This is a genomic window from Azoarcus olearius (assembly GCF_001682385.1).
Lineage (GTDB): Bacteria > Pseudomonadota > Gammaproteobacteria > Burkholderiales > Rhodocyclaceae > Azoarcus > Azoarcus olearius.
The window spans coordinates 1912557-1927914 of record NZ_CP016210.1 but is presented as its reverse complement, the minus strand read 5'-3'; the positions used below and the strand labels follow the sequence as shown (position 1 = coordinate 1927914).

The following is a 15358-nucleotide window of genomic DNA, read 5'->3' as shown; positions in this document are numbered from 1 at the left end:
CGCAGGGATCAGCCGGCGGTCGCGACCGCCTCGGTCAGCCGCCCGCTCTGCATCCGCAGCACGCGGCCGCAGCGGGCGGCGAGATGTTCGTCGTGCGTTACCAGGATCAGCGTGGTACCTGCCTCGCGGTTGAGGCTGAACATCAGCTCGATGACCGCGCGCCCGGTTTCCGCGTCGAGATTGCCGGTGGGCTCATCTGCCAGCAGCAGGCGCGGATCGGGCGCGAAGGCGCGGGCGAGCGCAACGCGCTGCTGCTCGCCCCCGGACAAATGCTTGGGATAGTGGCGCAGCCGCCCGCCCAGACCAACCCGCTCCAGCCAGCGCACCGCCACCGCGCGGGCGTCGCTGTTGCCGGCCAGCTCCAGCGGCAGCATCACGTTCTCCAGCGCGGTCAGCGCCGGCAGCAGCTGGAAGGACTGGAACACGAAGCCGACCGATTCGCCGCGCAGCGCCGCGCGCTCGTCCTCGTCGAGCTGGAACAGGTCGCGCCCCTGTATCTTCACGGTGCCGCCGGCGGGAACATCCAGCCCGGCAAGCAATCCCAACAGCGTCGATTTGCCCGAGCCGGATGCGCCCACGATGGCGACGGATTCGCCCGCGTCCACCGAGAAGCACACATCCTCGAGGATGTGCAGTTCGCCCTGGCCCTCGGCCACCGGCACCCGCTTGGCGAGCCGATCGACCTCGATAACCGGAATGGAGAATTCAATGCCGCTGCGATCCATCGTCACCCTGCTGTTCATCATGTTGTCGGGCGCCGCGCAGGCCGCCACCATCCTGGTGTGGGGTGACAGCCTCTCGGCCGGCTATGGCCTGAAGAACGGACAGGCCTGGCCCACCCTGCTGCAGACGCGCCTTGCCCGCGAAGGGTTCCGCCACACGGTCGTCAACGACAGCGTGTCGGGCGAGACCTCGGCCGGCGGGCGCTCCCGGCTGCCGGCCGCGCTCGCGCGCCACAAGCCGGACATCCTGATCCTCGAACTCGGCGCCAACGACGGCTTGCGCGGTCTGCAGCCCGCCGTGCTGGCGGAAAACCTGGGCGCGATGATCGACACCGCGCACAAGGCCGGCGCCAAGGTGCTACTGGTGGGCATGCGCATGCCGCCGAACTACGGCACAAGCTACACCACCCGCTTCGAAGCCGCCTTTGCCGACGTCGCGCGCGAGCGCAAGGTGCGGCTGGTGCCTTTCCTGTTCGACGGCTTTGCCGACAAGCCGGAGCTTTTCCAGGCCGACGGCATCCACCCGGCCGCCGACGCGCAGCAGCTGATGCTCGACACCCTGTGGCGCAGCGGCCTGCGCGACATGCTCAAGGGCTGAAGGGCCTCAGCCCAGCCTCAGCCGCGCCGGCCCCGTCTCCATGCATCCGATGACGCGGGCCGGACTGCCCTGTACCGCAGCCACCGTCGCCAGCACTTCGTCGGCCACTTCGGGGGCACAGGCGACGAGCAGCCCGCCCGAGGTCTGCGGATCGGTCAGCAGCTTGCGCTGCCAGTCCTCGAAATCCGCCGGCAACTCGACGTCCTCGCCGTAGCTCGCCCAGTTGCGGGCGGAGGCGCCGGTGGCGACGCCGTCGCGCACGAGGCCCACCGCCTCTTCGATCAGCGGCAGCGCATCGAACGACAGGCGGGCCGCGAGGCCGGCGCCGCGGCACATCTCCAGCAGGTGCCCCGCAAGGCCGAAGCCGGTCACGTCGGTCACCGCGTGCACGCCCTCCACCGCCGCCAGACGGGCGCCGGCGCGGTTCAGCGTCGTGGTCCAGCGCAGCATTTCGGCGTAGCCCTCCGCGCTCAGCAGGCCCTTCTTGAGCCCCGCGGAGAGCACGCCGACGCCGAGCGGTTTGGTAAGGAGCAGCACGTCGCCGGCGCGGGCCCCGGCATTGGTGCGAACCTGCGCGGGATCCACCACGCCGATGCCGACCAGCCCGTAGATCGGTTCGAGCACATCGATTGAATGACCGCCCGCGATCGGGATGCCCGCCTCGCGGCACACCGCGGCCCCGCCTTCCAGCACGCGCGCGATCACCTCGCGCGGGAGCTTGTCGAGCGGCATGCCGACCACCGCCAGCGCCATGATCGGCGTGCCGCCCATGGCATAGACGTCCGACAGCGCGTTGGTCGCCGCGATGCGGCCGAAGTCGTAAGGATCGTCGACGATGGGGGTGAAGAAGTCGGTGGTGGCCACCACCGCCTGGCGCTCGTTCAGCCGGTAGACCGCGGCATCGTCCGCGGTTTCGGTGCCGACCAGCAGGTCGGGCGGGACGATGCCCGGCGGCATGCCGGAGAGCATTTCGGCGAGCACCGCGGGCGCGATTTTGCAGCCGCATCCGCCGCCGTGGGAAAATTGCGTGAGCCGGATTTTTTCCATGTTCCAGAAAGGAGTGGCGCCGCAGGACGCGGCACCCGAAACCATGCAGAAAGGCGTTGCGACCGTAGCACAGCGAGGCGAGTTTGACGAGATCATCGACGCCCGCACCCCGGCCGAGTTCGCCGAAGACCATATTCCCGGCGCGATCAACCTGCCGGTGCTGGACGACGCGCAGCGCGCCACCGTCGGCACCATCTACGTGCAGCAGTCCGCCTTCGAAGCGCGCCGCATCGGCGCCGCGATGGTGGCCGAGAACATCGCCCGCCACCTCTATGCCCACCTGCAGGACAAACCGAAGCGCTGGCGTCCGCTGGTGTATTGCTGGCGCGGCGGCCAGCGCAGCGGCGCCTTCACCACCTGGCTGCGGATGATCGGCTGGGACGCCTGCCAGCTCGAAGGCGGCTACAAGCGCTTCCGTCACGTCGTGATCGAAGAGCTGGCACAGCTCGCACCGGCGTTCGACTGGCGCGTCGTCGGCGGCGCCACCGGCAGCGCCAAGACGCGCATCCTCGAGGCACTGGCCGCTGCCGGTGCCCAGGTCGTGGACCTCGAAGGACTGGCGGCGCACAAGGGTTCGGTGCTGGGTGGGCTGCCGGATCGCCCGCAACCCACCCAGAAGGGTTTCGAAACCGCCCTGCACGCGGTGCTGAGCGGACTCGATCCGGCCCGCCCGGTGTTCGTCGAGGCGGAAAGCCGCAAGATCGGCCGCATCTTCCTGCCCGATCCATTGCTGTTCGCCATCCGCAAAGCACCCTGCATCGTGGTGGAGGCGAGCCGCGAGGCGCGGCTGGAATACCTGGTGCGCGACTACGCCTACCTCGGCGACGATACTGCCCGCCTGCAGGGCCTGATCGAGAAGCTGCGCGGGCTGCAGAGCAACGAGCGCATCGACAACTGGCTCGCGCTGGCGCAGGCGCGTGCGCTGCCGGCCTTGTTCGGCGAACTCGTCGACCACCACTACGACCCCCTCTACCGGCGATCGCAAAACGGCAGTTACCAAGGCTACGCGGCGGCGCCGCGCATCGTCACCGACGACCTCGGGCCGCACAACATACCGGCGCTCGCGCGCGAGATCCTCTCGATGGCGACGAACCGGGACTGAGAATCAGGGCAAGGGAATCAGACCGCCGCCATTGACCGCGCAGATGCGCTGCAGCGCGGCCGGGCGCGGCTGGGCGACCTCGCCCTGCTCGAACGCGACCACGCTCCAGCCCGCGGGCAGACGCTGGAGCAACTCGTGGGGCGCAAGCAGGAAATCCGGATTGCTCGGTTTGCCGAAGCGTTCGTTGCCGGCCATGAAGGTTTCGTAGATCAGCACGCCGCCGGCACCGAGCAACGCCAGCATCGCGTCGAAGCGCGGGCGGTAAAGGTAGTTGGTGACCACCACCGCGTCGAACCGGCGCCCGTCGTAGGGCCAGGCGCCCGCCTCCAGATCGACCTGACGGGTGCGCACATGCGGCACACCGGCAAGCAGTTCGAGCGCCACGCCGTCACGGTCGGCCGCCTCCACGCGGAATCCGCGCTGGGCCAGCCAGCGGGCGTGGCGGCCGCCGCCACAGGCAAGGTCCAGCACCTCACCGCCGGCAGCGATCAACGGCGCAAATCGGGTCACCCACGGAGAGGGCGCGGTCAGGCTGGAATGCATGCGTCTGTCCTTCGGCAAGAGACCTCTCGCCAGCGGCGGAAGTCCGGAAAACGGTTGGCGCAAGCCGTGCTTGCAGCGGATATGACAGATTCTACGCCAGCCGTTCGTGACGCCGGGCCCACCTGGGCCGCCATACGGGCTGCCGGCGATACGCGGCGGCGCGGAACTGTGCTATAGAAGCGCGGTGCCCACATAAAGAACCTCGCGCTTGCTAATCCAATCGAGGTAATCCGAAAACGGGAGTCCCGTGAGTCGCGCACAACCGAAACCGTTCTCGTCCCCCATAAGGCATGGGTCGATGGCCCGCCTTCACGGGCTCGTTCCGCTGCTCGGCGCCAGCATGCCGGCGCTTGCGGCGGAAGCAGATGCGGCCGGCGGCGGTCTGACGGCGTTTGCGATCGGCCTGGTGGCGGTCGCGCTCGCCGGCTTCGGTGCCGGCGCCTGGTGGCGCCGCCCCCGCGTCGAGGCAGCCGGCGAGGCGGTTCTGCCGGCCCCGGATGCGCGCGGCTTGCTCGAACTCATCGCGATGGCCTCGGACTGGGTATGGACCACCGACGCAGACCATCGCTACACCCGGATCGGCGAAGGACTGCGCAACCGCCCGGGGCTCGACCCCCGCGCCCTGCTCGGCCGCCGCCCGTGGGAGCAGGCCTGGGATGAATGCGAGCCGGTCGACTGGCTGCGCTACCGCACCCAGGTCGAACAACGCGACGCGGTCACGCTGCAGATCACCTGCAAGGGCAGCGACGGCGCGCTGCACTACCTCGAACTCATCGGCCGGCCACTGGTGCGCAACGGCGAATTCGCCGGCTACCAGGGCATCGGCCGCGACCTGACCGAGCAGGTGGCCACCGAACGCGCGCTGCAGGAAAGCCAGCAGCGCTATTTCGAAGTGGTGGAAGCGGTCAACGAGGTCATCTTCCGCACCGACACCCAGGGGCGGCTCAGCTTCATCAACGGCGTGTGGCGCAACATCACCGGCTACCGGGTGGAACAGAGCCTGGGAAAGCCGCTGGTCGATTTCTTTCACCCGGACGACCGCGGCGGCGCCAGCGAACAACTGCTGGCGGTGGCCAGCGGACGACTGCCCGAATGCCATTTCGAGCTGCGCCTGCGCACCCGCGAAGGGGAAATCCGCTGGATCGAGGCCGCCTGCCGCCCGATCACCGACGCGGCCGGGAGCCGGCTCGGTATCGCCGGCACGCTGGATGACATCTCGTCGCGCAAGGTGGCCGAACTCACGCTGAAGAACATCAACCAGGAACTCGAAGCACGGGTGCGCATGCGCACCTCCGAACTGGAAGCCTCCAACCGCGAACTCGAGGCCTTCTCGTATTCGGTCTCGCACGACCTGCGCGCGCCGCTGCGCGCGATCGACGGCTTTGCCCGCATCCTCGAAGAAGAGCTGGAAGAAAAGCTGGATGAAACGGCGCGCAGTCACCTCGACCGCATCCGCAAGGCAACGCAGCGGATGGCGCATCTGATCGATGCGCTGATCGAACTCGCCCGCCTCACCCGCCAGTCGCTGCACAAGGAAACCTTCGACATCTCCGAACTCGCGCTGCAGGTGGTCGAAGAACTGCGTGCCGAGGAGCCCGAGCGCGAAGTCGAAGTGGAAATCACCCGCGGCCTCATCGTCACCGCCGACCGCACGCTGGTGCGCGTGCTGATCGAAAACCTGCTGCGCAACGCGTGGAAGTTCTCCTCGCGCCAGGCCGTCGCGCGAATCGCCTTCCGTGCCGAGCGCGAACGCGAACGCCGCGTGTTCTGCGTGGCCGACAACGGCGCGGGCTTCGACATGGCCTTCGCGGCCAACCTCTTCCGCCCCTTCCACCGCCTGCACAACGCCACCGAGTTCTCCGGCACAGGCATCGGGCTTGCAACAGTGCAGCGCATCATCCAGCGCCACGGCGGGGTCATCTGGGCCCAGTCCAAACCCGGTGAAGGCGCGCGCTTCTACTTCACGCTCGGGAGCTGAACCCCCATGCAACGCCAGCCCTTCAACTAATCCGCCAACACGCGCCGCCCCCGTGAGAAGTAACATGGAGGCGTTTTGTGCACTGCAGTACAATACGGGCGTTTCCCGGGGTTACGGGCCGGCCGGCTCACCCCGTTCAAGAACAGATTCAATCCACCGGGCAGCCGCCGATGAAAGACAAGCACTACCTCTCTCCCTTGCTCGAGCCGCGCTCGGTCGGCGTCATCGGTGCCAGCGAGCGCGAGTCTTCGCTGGGCAACGTGCTGGTCCGCAACATGCTCGACGCGGGTTACAAGGGCCGCCTGTTCGCGATCAATCCCAAGCACGACACGGTGCTCGGCATCCCCTGTTACAAGTCGGTGGAAGACGTGCCCCACCGGCTCGACCTCGCGGTCATCGCGGTGCGCGCCGAAAAGGTTGCCGCCATCGTAGATAGCTGCGGACGCGCCGGGGTCAAGGCGGTCATCGTGCTGTCGTCCGGCTTCTCCGAAACCGGTCCGCGCGGCGCGCTGTACGAGCGCCACGTCATCGAAGCCGCCCGCCGCCACAAGATCCGCCTGCTCGGCCCCAACTGCCTGGGCATCATGCGGCCGGAACTCGGCCTCAACGCCACCTTCGCCCACGCCAGCGCGGTCAAGGGCAGCATCGGCCTGATCTCGCAGTCCGGCGCGCTCTGCGCGGCGATTCTCGACTGGGCCAAGCCGAACAACGTCGGTTTCTCCGCGGTGGTGTCGCTCGGCACCTCGTCCGACATCGACTTCGGCGAGATCCTCGAATTCATGATCTCGGACCCCCGCACCGAGAGCATCTTCCTGTACGTCGAGGGCATCCGCGACGCGCGCCGCTTCATGAGCGCGCTGCGCGGCGCCGCCCGCGTGAAGCCGGTGCTGCTGGTCAAGGTCGGGCGCCATCCGGACGTCTCGCGCGCCATCCTGTCGCACACCGGCGCGCCGATCGGCGACGACGCGGTGTTCGACGCCGCGCTGCGCCGCGCCGGCGTCATCCGCCTGTACAACATGGGGCAGCTGTTTGCCGCCGCCAACGCGCTGTTCTCGCACTTCCGACCGCGCGGCAACCGGCTGGCGATCATCACCAACGGCGGCGGTCCCGGCGTGATGGCGGCCGACCGTGCCGCGGACCTCGGCATTCCGCTGTCGAACTTCTCCGAAGGCACGATGGAGAAGCTCAACGTCGCGCTGCCCGCGAGCTGGTCGCGCGGCAACCCGGTGGACATCCTCGGCGACGCGGACGTGGAGCGTTACCGCAAGGCAGTCCAGGCGGTGCTCGAAGGCCCGAACGTCGACGGCGTGCTGGTGATGCTGACCCCCCAGGCGATGACCGATCCGAGCGGCGTCGCCGACGCTCTGATCGAACTGGAAAAGACTGCCGACAAGCCGGTGGTCACCTGCTGGATGGGCGAGGACCTCGTCACCGACGCGCGCCACCGCTTCATCGAAGCCGGCATCCCCACCTTCCGCACGCCGGAACCGGCCGTCGAACTCTTCAGCCACATCTCGGCCTACTACCGCAACCAGAAGCTGCTGATGCAGACGCCGGCTTCGCTGTCGCACCTGTCGCCGCCGTCGATCGAGAGCGCGCGGCTGGTGATCGAGACCGCGCTCGCCGAGCGTCGCAAGGTGCTGAACGAGATGGAATCGAAGGCGCTGCTGGCGGCCTTCCGCATCCCCATCGCGCAGACCGTGATCGCGCGCTCTGCCACCGAGGCGATGGTGCTGGCCGAGGAGATCGGCCTGCCGGTGGTGATGAAGATCGACTCGCCGTCGATCATCCACAAGTCGGAATCCGGCGGCGTGCGGCTCAACCTCGGCAGCCTGGCGGCAGTCCGCACCGCCTATCAGGAAATCCAGGACGAGGTCCGCAAGAACCGCCCCGAAGCCGCGATCAACGGCGTCGCGATCGAACCGATGATCCTCAAGCGCAACGGCCGCGAGCTGATGGTCGGCGTACGGCGCGACCCGGTGTTCGGCCCGGTGATCACCTTCGGTGAAGGCGGCAACCGCGTCGAGGCCAACCGCGACGTGGCGGTGGCGCTGCCGCCGCTCAACAACTACCTGGCGGGTGACCTCATCCGCTCCACCCGGGTGCACCGCCTGCTCGGCGACTTCCGCAACCTGCCGCCGGTGGACATGGAGGCGCTGGAGCTGGTGCTGCTGCGCGTGTCGGAAATGGTCTGCGAGCTGCCGTGGATCACCGAGATGGACATCAATCCGCTGATCGTCGACGAGAACGGCGCGGTGGCGGTGGATGCCCGCATCGTGGTCGACAACGTCTCGCCCACCGCGGACCGCTACGACCACATGGCGATCCATCCCTACCCGTCGCACCTCACCAGCAAATGGACGGTGCCGGACGGCGTCGAGATCACGATCCGCCCGATCAAGCCGGAAGATGCGGAACTCGAGGTCGAGTTCGTGCGCGGACTGTCCACCGAGACCAAGTACTACCGCTTCATGAACACGATGCGCGAGCTGCCGCCGGCGATGGTGGCCCGCCTCACGCAGATCGACTACGACCGCGAGATGGCCTTCCTCGCCACCATCCAGGTGGACGGCGTGGAAAAGGAAATCGGCGTGTGCCGCTACGCGGTCAATCCCGATGGTGAATCCTGTGAGTTCGCCGTGGTGGTCGGCGACGAATGGCAGCACCGCGGACTTGCCCGCAAGCTGATGGGCGTACTGATCGAAACCGCGCGCAGCAAGGGGCTTTCGTACATGAACGGGGTCTTCCTCGCCAACAACGACCGCATGCTGAAGTTCGTGCAAGGCCTCGGCTTCGTGCTCACCAACGACCCGGACGACAGCACGATCAAGCTCGGCGTGCTGTCGCTGCAGGACTGACGCGATGGCCTCCGCGAGCATCGACACCCTCGACTTCCGCGGTCAGCCCGCGATTTCTCTGGCCACCGCGAGCGGCGCCCGTGCCGTCGTCGGTCTGTTCGGCGGCCAGGTGCTGTCCTGGAAGCCGGCCGGCGGCGAGGAGCGGCTTTACCTCAGCGACAGTGCCGTGTTCGACGGTGCCACCGCGATCCGCGGCGGCGTGCCGGTGTGTTTTCCGCAGTTCGCCACCGAAGGCGCCCTGCCGCGCCATGGCTTCGCGCGCAACCGGGCGTGGGCGGTGCGCACGCGTCGCACCGGCGACGACTTCGCGATGCTGGCGCTCGGACTCGACGCCGACGACGCCACCCGTGCGCTGTGGCCGCACGACTTCGACCTCGAACTCACAGTGCTGATCGAAGACAGCCGGCTCGAACTCGAACTGGAACTCACGAACACGGGTACCGACGATTTCGCCTTTACCGCCGCGCTGCACACCTACCTGCGCGTGCGCGAAGTCGAGGAATCACGGCTGGAAGGCCTGTACGGCAGCGAGTACCGCGACAGCGCGGACGGCGGCAAACTCAAGCGCGACAGCGGCGACGCCTTGCTGATCGAGGACGAGACCGACCGCATCTACCACGCGGTGCAGCGCCCGCTGCTGTTGCGCGAGTACGACCGCAGCCTCGGCATCAACGCCGAGGGCTTTCCGGACGTGGTGGTGTGGAACCCGTGGGAAACACGCTGCGCGGCGTTGCCGGACATGGCCGCGCTCGACTTCCGCCGCATGCTGTGCGTGGAGGCGGCCGTCGTACAGAACCCGGTGAGGCTGGCGCCGCAGGCGCAGTGGTGGGGCCGCCAGACCCTCGTCGCGCTGTAAATCACGACGTCGATCGTCCGCCGCGGCCTTGCCCCGGCGGCGGGCTTGCTGCACCATCCTGCCCCTTTTCCGCCGCGCCATGCCGGCGCGGCCTCCGCTTCAATCAGCCGAACGACATGCTGCCCCCGATCGAACACCGCATTGCCGATGAAATCGGCGTCTCCCCCCGCCAGGTGATGGCGGCCGTGCAACTGCTCGACGACGGCGCCACGGTGCCCTTCGTCGCGCGCTACCGCAAGGAAGCGACCGGCGGGCTGGACGACACCCAACTGCGCACGCTGGAAGAGCGGCTTGGCTACCTGCGCGAACTCGAAGACCGCCGCGCCACCGTGATCGCCTCGATCGACGAGCAAGGCAAGCTCACCCCCGCGCTGCGCGCCGAGGTCGAGAACGCCGACACCAAGCAGCGCCTCGAAGACCTCTACCTGCCCTACAAACCCAAGCGGCGCACCAAGGCCCAGATCGCCCGCGAAGCCGGCCTCGGCCCGCTCGCCGAAAGTCTGCTGGCCGATCCGACGCTGGACCCGGAAGCCGAGGCGGCGAAGTACTTCAACGTCGAAGCCGGCTTCGCCGACACCAAGGCCACGCTGGACGGCGCCCGCCAGATCCTGATCGAACAGTTCGCCGAAGACGCCGCGCTGCTCGGGGAATTGCGCGACTACCTGCAGGAACACGGCGAGGTGCGTTCCTCGGTGATCGAAGGCAAGGAGAACGAGGGTGCCAAGTTCCGCGACTGGTTCGACTTCCGCGAGCCGATCGCCACCCTGCCCTCGCACCGCGCGCTGGCGCTGCTGCGCGGCCGCAACGAAGGCGTGCTGCGGCTCGCGCTCGATATCGATCGCCCCGACGCGGACGCACCCCACCCCTGCGAAGGCCGCATCGCCGCGCGCTTCGGCATCCGCAACCAGGGCCGCGCCGCCGACCGCTGGCTGGCCGACACCGTGCGCTGGGCGTGGAGCGTGAAGATCTCGCTGCACCTCGAACTGGAGTTGATGGGCCAGTTGCGCGAGCGTGCCGAAGAGGAAGCGATCCGCGTCTTCGCGCGCAACCTCAAGGACCTGCTGCTCGCCGCGCCCGCCGGCACCCGCGCCACCATGGGCCTGGACCCCGGCATCCGCACCGGCGTGAAGGTCGCGGTGGTCGACGCCACCGGCAAGCTGGTCGATACCGCCACCGTCTACCCCTTCGAGCCGCGCCGCGACCGCGAAGGCACGCTGGCCACGCTGGCGGTGCTGGCGAAGAAACACAACGTGGAGCTGATCGCGATCGGCAACGGCACCGCCTCGCGCGAAACCGATGCGCTCGCCGCGGAGCTGCTCAAGCGCCATCCGGAGTTCAAGCTGACCAAGGTGGTGGTGTCCGAAGCCGGCGCCTCGGTGTATTCCGCTTCCGAACTCGCGGCGCGCGAATTCCCGGATGTGGACGTGTCGTTGCGCGGCGCGGTGTCGATCGCCCGCCGCCTGCAGGACCCGCTCGCGGAACTGGTGAAGATCGACCCGAAGTCGATCGGCGTCGGCCAGTACCAGCACGACGTGAACCAGGGCAAGCTCGCCAAGAGTCTGGACGCGGTGGTGGAAGACTGCGTGAACGCGGTCGGCGTGGATGTGAACACCGCCTCTGCGCCGCTGCTGGCGCGCATCTCCGGGCTCAATGCCACGCTCGCCGCCAACATCGTCGAGCACCGCAACGCCAATGGGCCGTTTGCCAGCCGCGACGCGCTGAAGAACGTGCCCCGCCTCGGCCCCAAGACCTTCGAGCAGGCCGCCGGCTTCCTTCGCATTCCCGCCGGCGACAACCCGCTCGACGCGTCTTCGGTCCACCCCGAAGCCTATCCGGTGGTCGAACGCATCCTCGCCCGGGTGCAGAAGAGCGTGCGCGAACTGATGGGCAACAGCAGCTTCCTCAAGGCCCTGAAGCCGGCGGAATTCACCGACGAACGCTTCGGCCTGCCGACGGTGCAGGACATCCTCTCCGAACTCGAAAAGCCCGGCCGTGACCCGCGCCCCGAATTCCGCACCGCCAGCTTCCGCGAAGGCATCGAAACGCTGAAGGACCTGGAGCCCGGCATGATGCTGGAAGGCGTGGTCACCAACGTCACCAACTTCGGCGCTTTCGTCGACATCGGCGTGCATCAGGACGGTCTGGTGCACATCTCGGCGTTGGCCGAACGCTTCGTCAAGGATCCGCACAGCGTGGTCAAGGCGGGCCAGGTGGTGAAGGTCAAGGTGCTGGAAGTGGACATCCCGCGCAACCGCATCGCGCTGACCATGCGCATGGGCGACGAGGCCGCCCCCAAGCGCGCCGACGATCAAGGCGGACGCCGTCCGGCCGCGGGCGGCCGTCCTGGCGGCCAGCGCCCCGCTGCGCAACGCCAGCCCGAGCGTGCCCCATCCAACAATGCGCTCGCCGCCGCATTCGCCCGCGCGCGCACCAAGTAAGCGGAATTCACCATGACGGTCGTCTACGGCATCAAGAACTGCGACACGATGAAGAAGGCCTTCAGCTGGCTCGGCGAGCACGGCGTGGCCCATCGCTTCCACGACTATCGCAAGGACGGGCTGGATGCCGACACCGTGCGCGGCTGGTGCGCGCAGGTGGGCTGGAAGGCGCTGGTCAACACCCGCGGCACCACCTGGCGCAAGCTCAGCCCGGAACAGCAGGCCATCGGCAGTGACGAAGACGCCATCGCGCTGATGCTGGAGCACCCCAGCCTGATCCGTCGTCCCGTGCTGCTGACGCCCGCCGGGGAACTGCTGATCGGCTTCGAGCCCGAACGCTATGAAGCCAGCCTCAACCACGCCGAAGGGGGGCAGAAATGAGCACGCATCCGTTGCCGTCCAGCTACATCCAGCGCTTCATGCTGGAAAACCTCGACATCCGCGGCGCCGTGGTCCGCCTGGATGATGTCTGGCAGTCGCTGCAGGCGGGGCGCGACTACGCGCCCGCGGTGGCAAAGCTGCTGGGCGAGATGGCGGCAGTGTCCACCGTCATCGCCGGCAACCTGAAGCAGCCCGGCCGGCTGACCTTCCAGGTGCAAGGACACGGACCGGTGAGCCTGTTGGTGATCGACTGCACCGAAACGCTGAACCTGCGCGGCTACGCCAAGGCCGAAGGCGCGCTTTCGGGCGAAGGCCTGGAAGCGCTGGTGGGCGACGGCCGCCTGCAGCTGACGCTCGACATCGCCGGCCTGGACCAGCCATACCAGAGCCTGGTGCCGCTGGAGGGCGACAGCATCGCCGCCACCTTCAGCCACTACCTCGAGCAGTCGGAACAGCAGCCGGCCGGCCTGTGGCTGGCGTGTTCGTCCACCGCGGCGGCCGCGCTGTTCGTGCAGAAGCTGCCGGGCGCGGACGCTAAGGACATCGACGGCTGGGCGCGGGTGCAGACCCTGGCCGAAACCGTACGTGCCGAAGAACTCCTCGGCCTCGATCCCGCCGCCTTGCTCGGCCGCCTGTTCGCCGAGGAAGACGTGCGGCTGTTTACCCCGCGTGCGGTCACCCATCACTGGCCGCCGTCGCCGGAAAAGGTGGCCGACATGCTGCGCGGCCTGGGCGAGGACGAAGTGCGCGCGGTGCTGGCGGAACACGGTGAGGTGGTGGTGCATGACGATCTCTCCAACCACACCTACCGCTTCGGCCCCGACGACGTGGACGCCCTGTTCAAGCCGCCCACGCTGCACTGAAGCGCCGGCCCTATGCACGCCGCGGGGGCGCGCCTTGCCCCAACCCCCCGCCCTTAATTACACTTCACTGATTTTGAAGACCTTCTCGCCCATGTCCGCCACCGCGCCCGCCCGTCCGATCGAATTTCGCAACACGGCCCTGGGCGCCACCATCGCGATCCTGCGGGAAACCGAACCGGCACGCCTCGCCGACGAACTCCACAAGATGCTGGGCGGCATGCCGGATTTCTTCAACGGCGAAGCCGCCGTACTCGATTTCGGCGCGCTGGGCCAGCAACCGGGCCGCATCGACTGGGCGGGTCTGCTGTCGTTGCTGCGGCGCTACCAGTTGCAGCCCGTCGGCATCCGCAATCTCGACCCCGCGCTCGCCGCCGCTGCCCGTCAGGCGGGCCTCGCGATACTCGACCACGCCGAGATCAACGACCGACCCGCCGCCGAAGCGGCGCGTCCGGCCCCCGCACCACGGGTAGAGCCCGCACCGTCCGCCACGCCGGTGCCGCCCCCGATCCAGGCCGGCACGCTGTTCATCGACCGCCCGCTGCGCTCCGGCCAGCAGGTGTATGCGCGCGGCGGCGACCTGGTACTGCTCGCGGGCATGAGCAACGGCGCCGAGGTCATCGCCGACGGCAGCATCCACTGTTTCGGTCCGCTGCGCGGGCGCGCGCTGGCCGGCGCGCAGGGCAACCCGGCCGCGCGCATCATCGCCACCAATTTCGGGCCGGAACTCGTTTCGGTCGCCGGGGTTTACCGCACCTTCGAACGCGGCATCCCCGAAGCCATCGCCGGACGCGCCGCCCAGGTGCGGCTCAACACTGCCGGCGCGGACCAGACACTCGACATCGAACCGCTGCAGCTCGACTGAGGCGGCCACACATTGCTAAAGGGGAAACCGTGAGAGTCATCGTCGTAACGTCCGGCAAGGGCGGCGTAGGCAAGACCACCACCAGCGCAGCCTTCGCCTCCGGGCTTGCACTGCGGGGCTTCAAGACCGCCGTGATCGACTTCGACGTCGGCCTGCGCAACCTCGACCTCATCATGGGTTGCGAGCGCCGCGTGGTCTACGACCTGGTCAACGTGATCAACGGCGAAGCCAAGCTGAACCAGGCGCTGATCAAGGACAAGCACTGCGACAACCTCTTCATCCTGCCGGCCTCGCAGACGCGCGACAAGGATGCGCTGACCGAGGCGGGCGTGGAGGCCGTGCTGAAGGAACTGGAGCACATGGCCTTCGACTACGTCGTGTGCGACTCCCCCGCCGGCATCGAGCGCGGCGCGGTCATGGCGCTGACCTTTGCCGACGAGGCGATCGTGACCACCAACCCCGAAGTCTCGTCGGTCCGCGACTCCGACCGCATCCTCGGCATCCTGCAGTCGAAGTCCAAGCGCGCCCGAGAAGGCGGCGAGCCGGTCAAGGAACACCTGCTGGTCACGCGTTATTCGCCCAAGCGTGTCGAAGACGGCGAGATGCTGTCGTACAAGGACGTGCAGGAGCTGCTGCGCGTGCCGCTGATCGGCGTGATCCCGGAATCGGAATCGGTGCTGCAGGCCTCCAACCAGGGCACGCCGGCGATCCATCTCAAGGGCACCGACGTGGCGGAGGCGTATACCGACGTCGTCGCGCGCTTCCTCGGCGAGGACCGCGAGTTGCGCTTCGTCAGCTACGAGAAGCCCGGCCTGATCAAGCGCCTGTTCGGAGGCAAGTGATATGTCTCTGCTCGCCCGCCTTTTCGGCGAAAAGAAGAAGACCGCGGAAATCGCCAAGAACCGGCTGTCGCTGCTGATCGCCCACGAGCGGAGCGGCGGCGCCGGCACGGCGGACTTCCTGCCCGCCCTGCAGAAGGACCTGATCGACGTCATCTCCAAGTACGTCAACGTCAATCCGGACGACATCAAGGTGCAGCTCGACAAGCAGGACAACGTCGAGGTGCTCGAGGTCAACATCGTGCTGCCCGAGCACGGACGCTGACGCCCC

General features: G+C 68.1%; 14 protein-coding genes. 11 read left to right on the top strand and 3 right to left on the bottom strand.

Annotation, left to right across the window (positions count from 1 at the left end):
• Positions 1 to 8 precede the first annotated feature (8 nt).
• Complete coding sequence (locus dqs_RS08920) at positions 9 to 725, bottom strand: ABC transporter ATP-binding protein (RefSeq protein WP_011765400.1); 717 nt, start codon at positions 723 to 725, stop codon at positions 9 to 11.
• On the opposite strand from dqs_RS08920, the gene dqs_RS08915 reads away from it, so the two are divergent.
• The gene (locus dqs_RS08915) at positions 709 to 1320 is read left to right on the top strand and encodes an arylesterase (RefSeq protein WP_065340244.1); all 612 of its coding nucleotides are present in this window, start codon (positions 709 to 711) and stop codon (positions 1318 to 1320) included. The two genes, dqs_RS08920 and dqs_RS08915, sit on opposite strands and share 17 nt — an antisense overlap.
• Before the next feature lie 6 nt (positions 1321 to 1326).
• On the opposite strand, the gene selD is transcribed toward dqs_RS08915, so the two are convergent.
• The gene (gene selD, locus dqs_RS08910) at positions 1327 to 2367 is read right to left on the bottom strand and encodes a selenide, water dikinase SelD (RefSeq protein ID WP_065340243.1); all 1041 of its coding nucleotides are present in this window, start codon (positions 2365 to 2367) and stop codon (positions 1327 to 1329) included.
• A gap of 43 nt (positions 2368 to 2410) precedes the next feature.
• On the opposite strand from selD, the gene mnmH reads away from it, so the two are divergent.
• A complete protein-coding gene (mnmH, locus tag dqs_RS08905) occupies positions 2411 to 3469 on the top strand; it encodes a tRNA 2-selenouridine(34) synthase MnmH (protein ID WP_065341679.1) in 1059 nt (352 codons plus the stop codon).
• A 3-nt stretch (positions 3470 to 3472) separates the two neighbouring features.
• Here the strand turns inward: mnmH and dqs_RS08900 are convergent, their stop codons facing one another.
• On the bottom strand, positions 3473 to 4012 hold the full coding sequence (locus dqs_RS08900) for a class I SAM-dependent methyltransferase (RefSeq protein ID WP_065340242.1): 540 nt from the start codon (positions 4010 to 4012) through the stop codon (positions 3473 to 3475).
• A 298-nt stretch (positions 4013 to 4310) separates the two neighbouring features.
• Here dqs_RS08900 and dqs_RS20485 point away from each other — a divergent pair, with 298 nt between their 5' ends.
• From dqs_RS20485 to minE, 9 genes are all read left to right on the top strand, one after another.
• Positions 4311 to 5990, top strand: coding sequence for a sensor histidine kinase (locus dqs_RS20485; protein ID WP_011765395.1), 1680 nt, complete (start codon positions 4311 to 4313; stop codon positions 5988 to 5990).
• A gap of 170 nt (positions 5991 to 6160) precedes the next feature.
• Positions 6161 to 8848, top strand: a complete 2688-nt coding sequence (locus dqs_RS08890; protein ID WP_011765394.1) for a bifunctional acetate--CoA ligase family protein/GNAT family N-acetyltransferase — start codon at positions 6161 to 6163, stop codon at positions 8846 to 8848.
• A 4-nt stretch (positions 8849 to 8852) separates the two neighbouring features.
• Positions 8853 to 9704: a D-hexose-6-phosphate mutarotase gene (locus tag dqs_RS08885; protein WP_065340241.1), complete on the top strand. Its 852-nt coding sequence runs from the start codon at positions 8853 to 8855 to the stop codon at positions 9702 to 9704.
• Between the two features lie 116 nt (positions 9705 to 9820).
• Positions 9821 to 12142, top strand: coding sequence for a Tex family protein (locus dqs_RS08880; protein WP_065340240.1), 2322 nt, complete (start codon positions 9821 to 9823; stop codon positions 12140 to 12142).
• Positions 12143 to 12154: 12 nt separating this feature from the next.
• The gene (locus dqs_RS08875) at positions 12155 to 12523 is read left to right on the top strand and encodes an ArsC family reductase (protein ID WP_041642471.1); all 369 of its coding nucleotides are present in this window, start codon (positions 12155 to 12157) and stop codon (positions 12521 to 12523) included.
• Positions 12520 to 13386 (top strand): Hsp33 family molecular chaperone HslO, encoded by an 867-nt coding sequence (gene hslO, locus dqs_RS08870; protein ID WP_065340239.1) that lies wholly within the window; start codon positions 12520 to 12522, stop codon positions 13384 to 13386. The genes dqs_RS08875 and hslO overlap by 4 nt, the downstream gene beginning before the upstream one ends.
• Before the next feature lie 91 nt (positions 13387 to 13477).
• A complete protein-coding gene (gene minC, locus dqs_RS08865) occupies positions 13478 to 14248 on the top strand; it encodes a septum site-determining protein MinC (protein ID WP_065340238.1) in 771 nt (256 codons plus the stop codon).
• A gap of 29 nt (positions 14249 to 14277) precedes the next feature.
• Positions 14278 to 15090, top strand: coding sequence for a septum site-determining protein MinD (gene minD, locus dqs_RS08860; protein ID WP_011765388.1), 813 nt, complete (start codon positions 14278 to 14280; stop codon positions 15088 to 15090).
• Between the two features lies 1 nt (position 15091).
• Positions 15092 to 15352 carry a cell division topological specificity factor MinE gene (gene minE / locus dqs_RS08855; protein WP_011765387.1) on the top strand — a complete coding sequence of 87 codons (261 nt, stop codon included), beginning with the start codon at positions 15092 to 15094 and terminating at the stop codon, positions 15350 to 15352.
• The last annotated feature ends 6 nt before the right edge of the window (positions 15353 to 15358 follow it).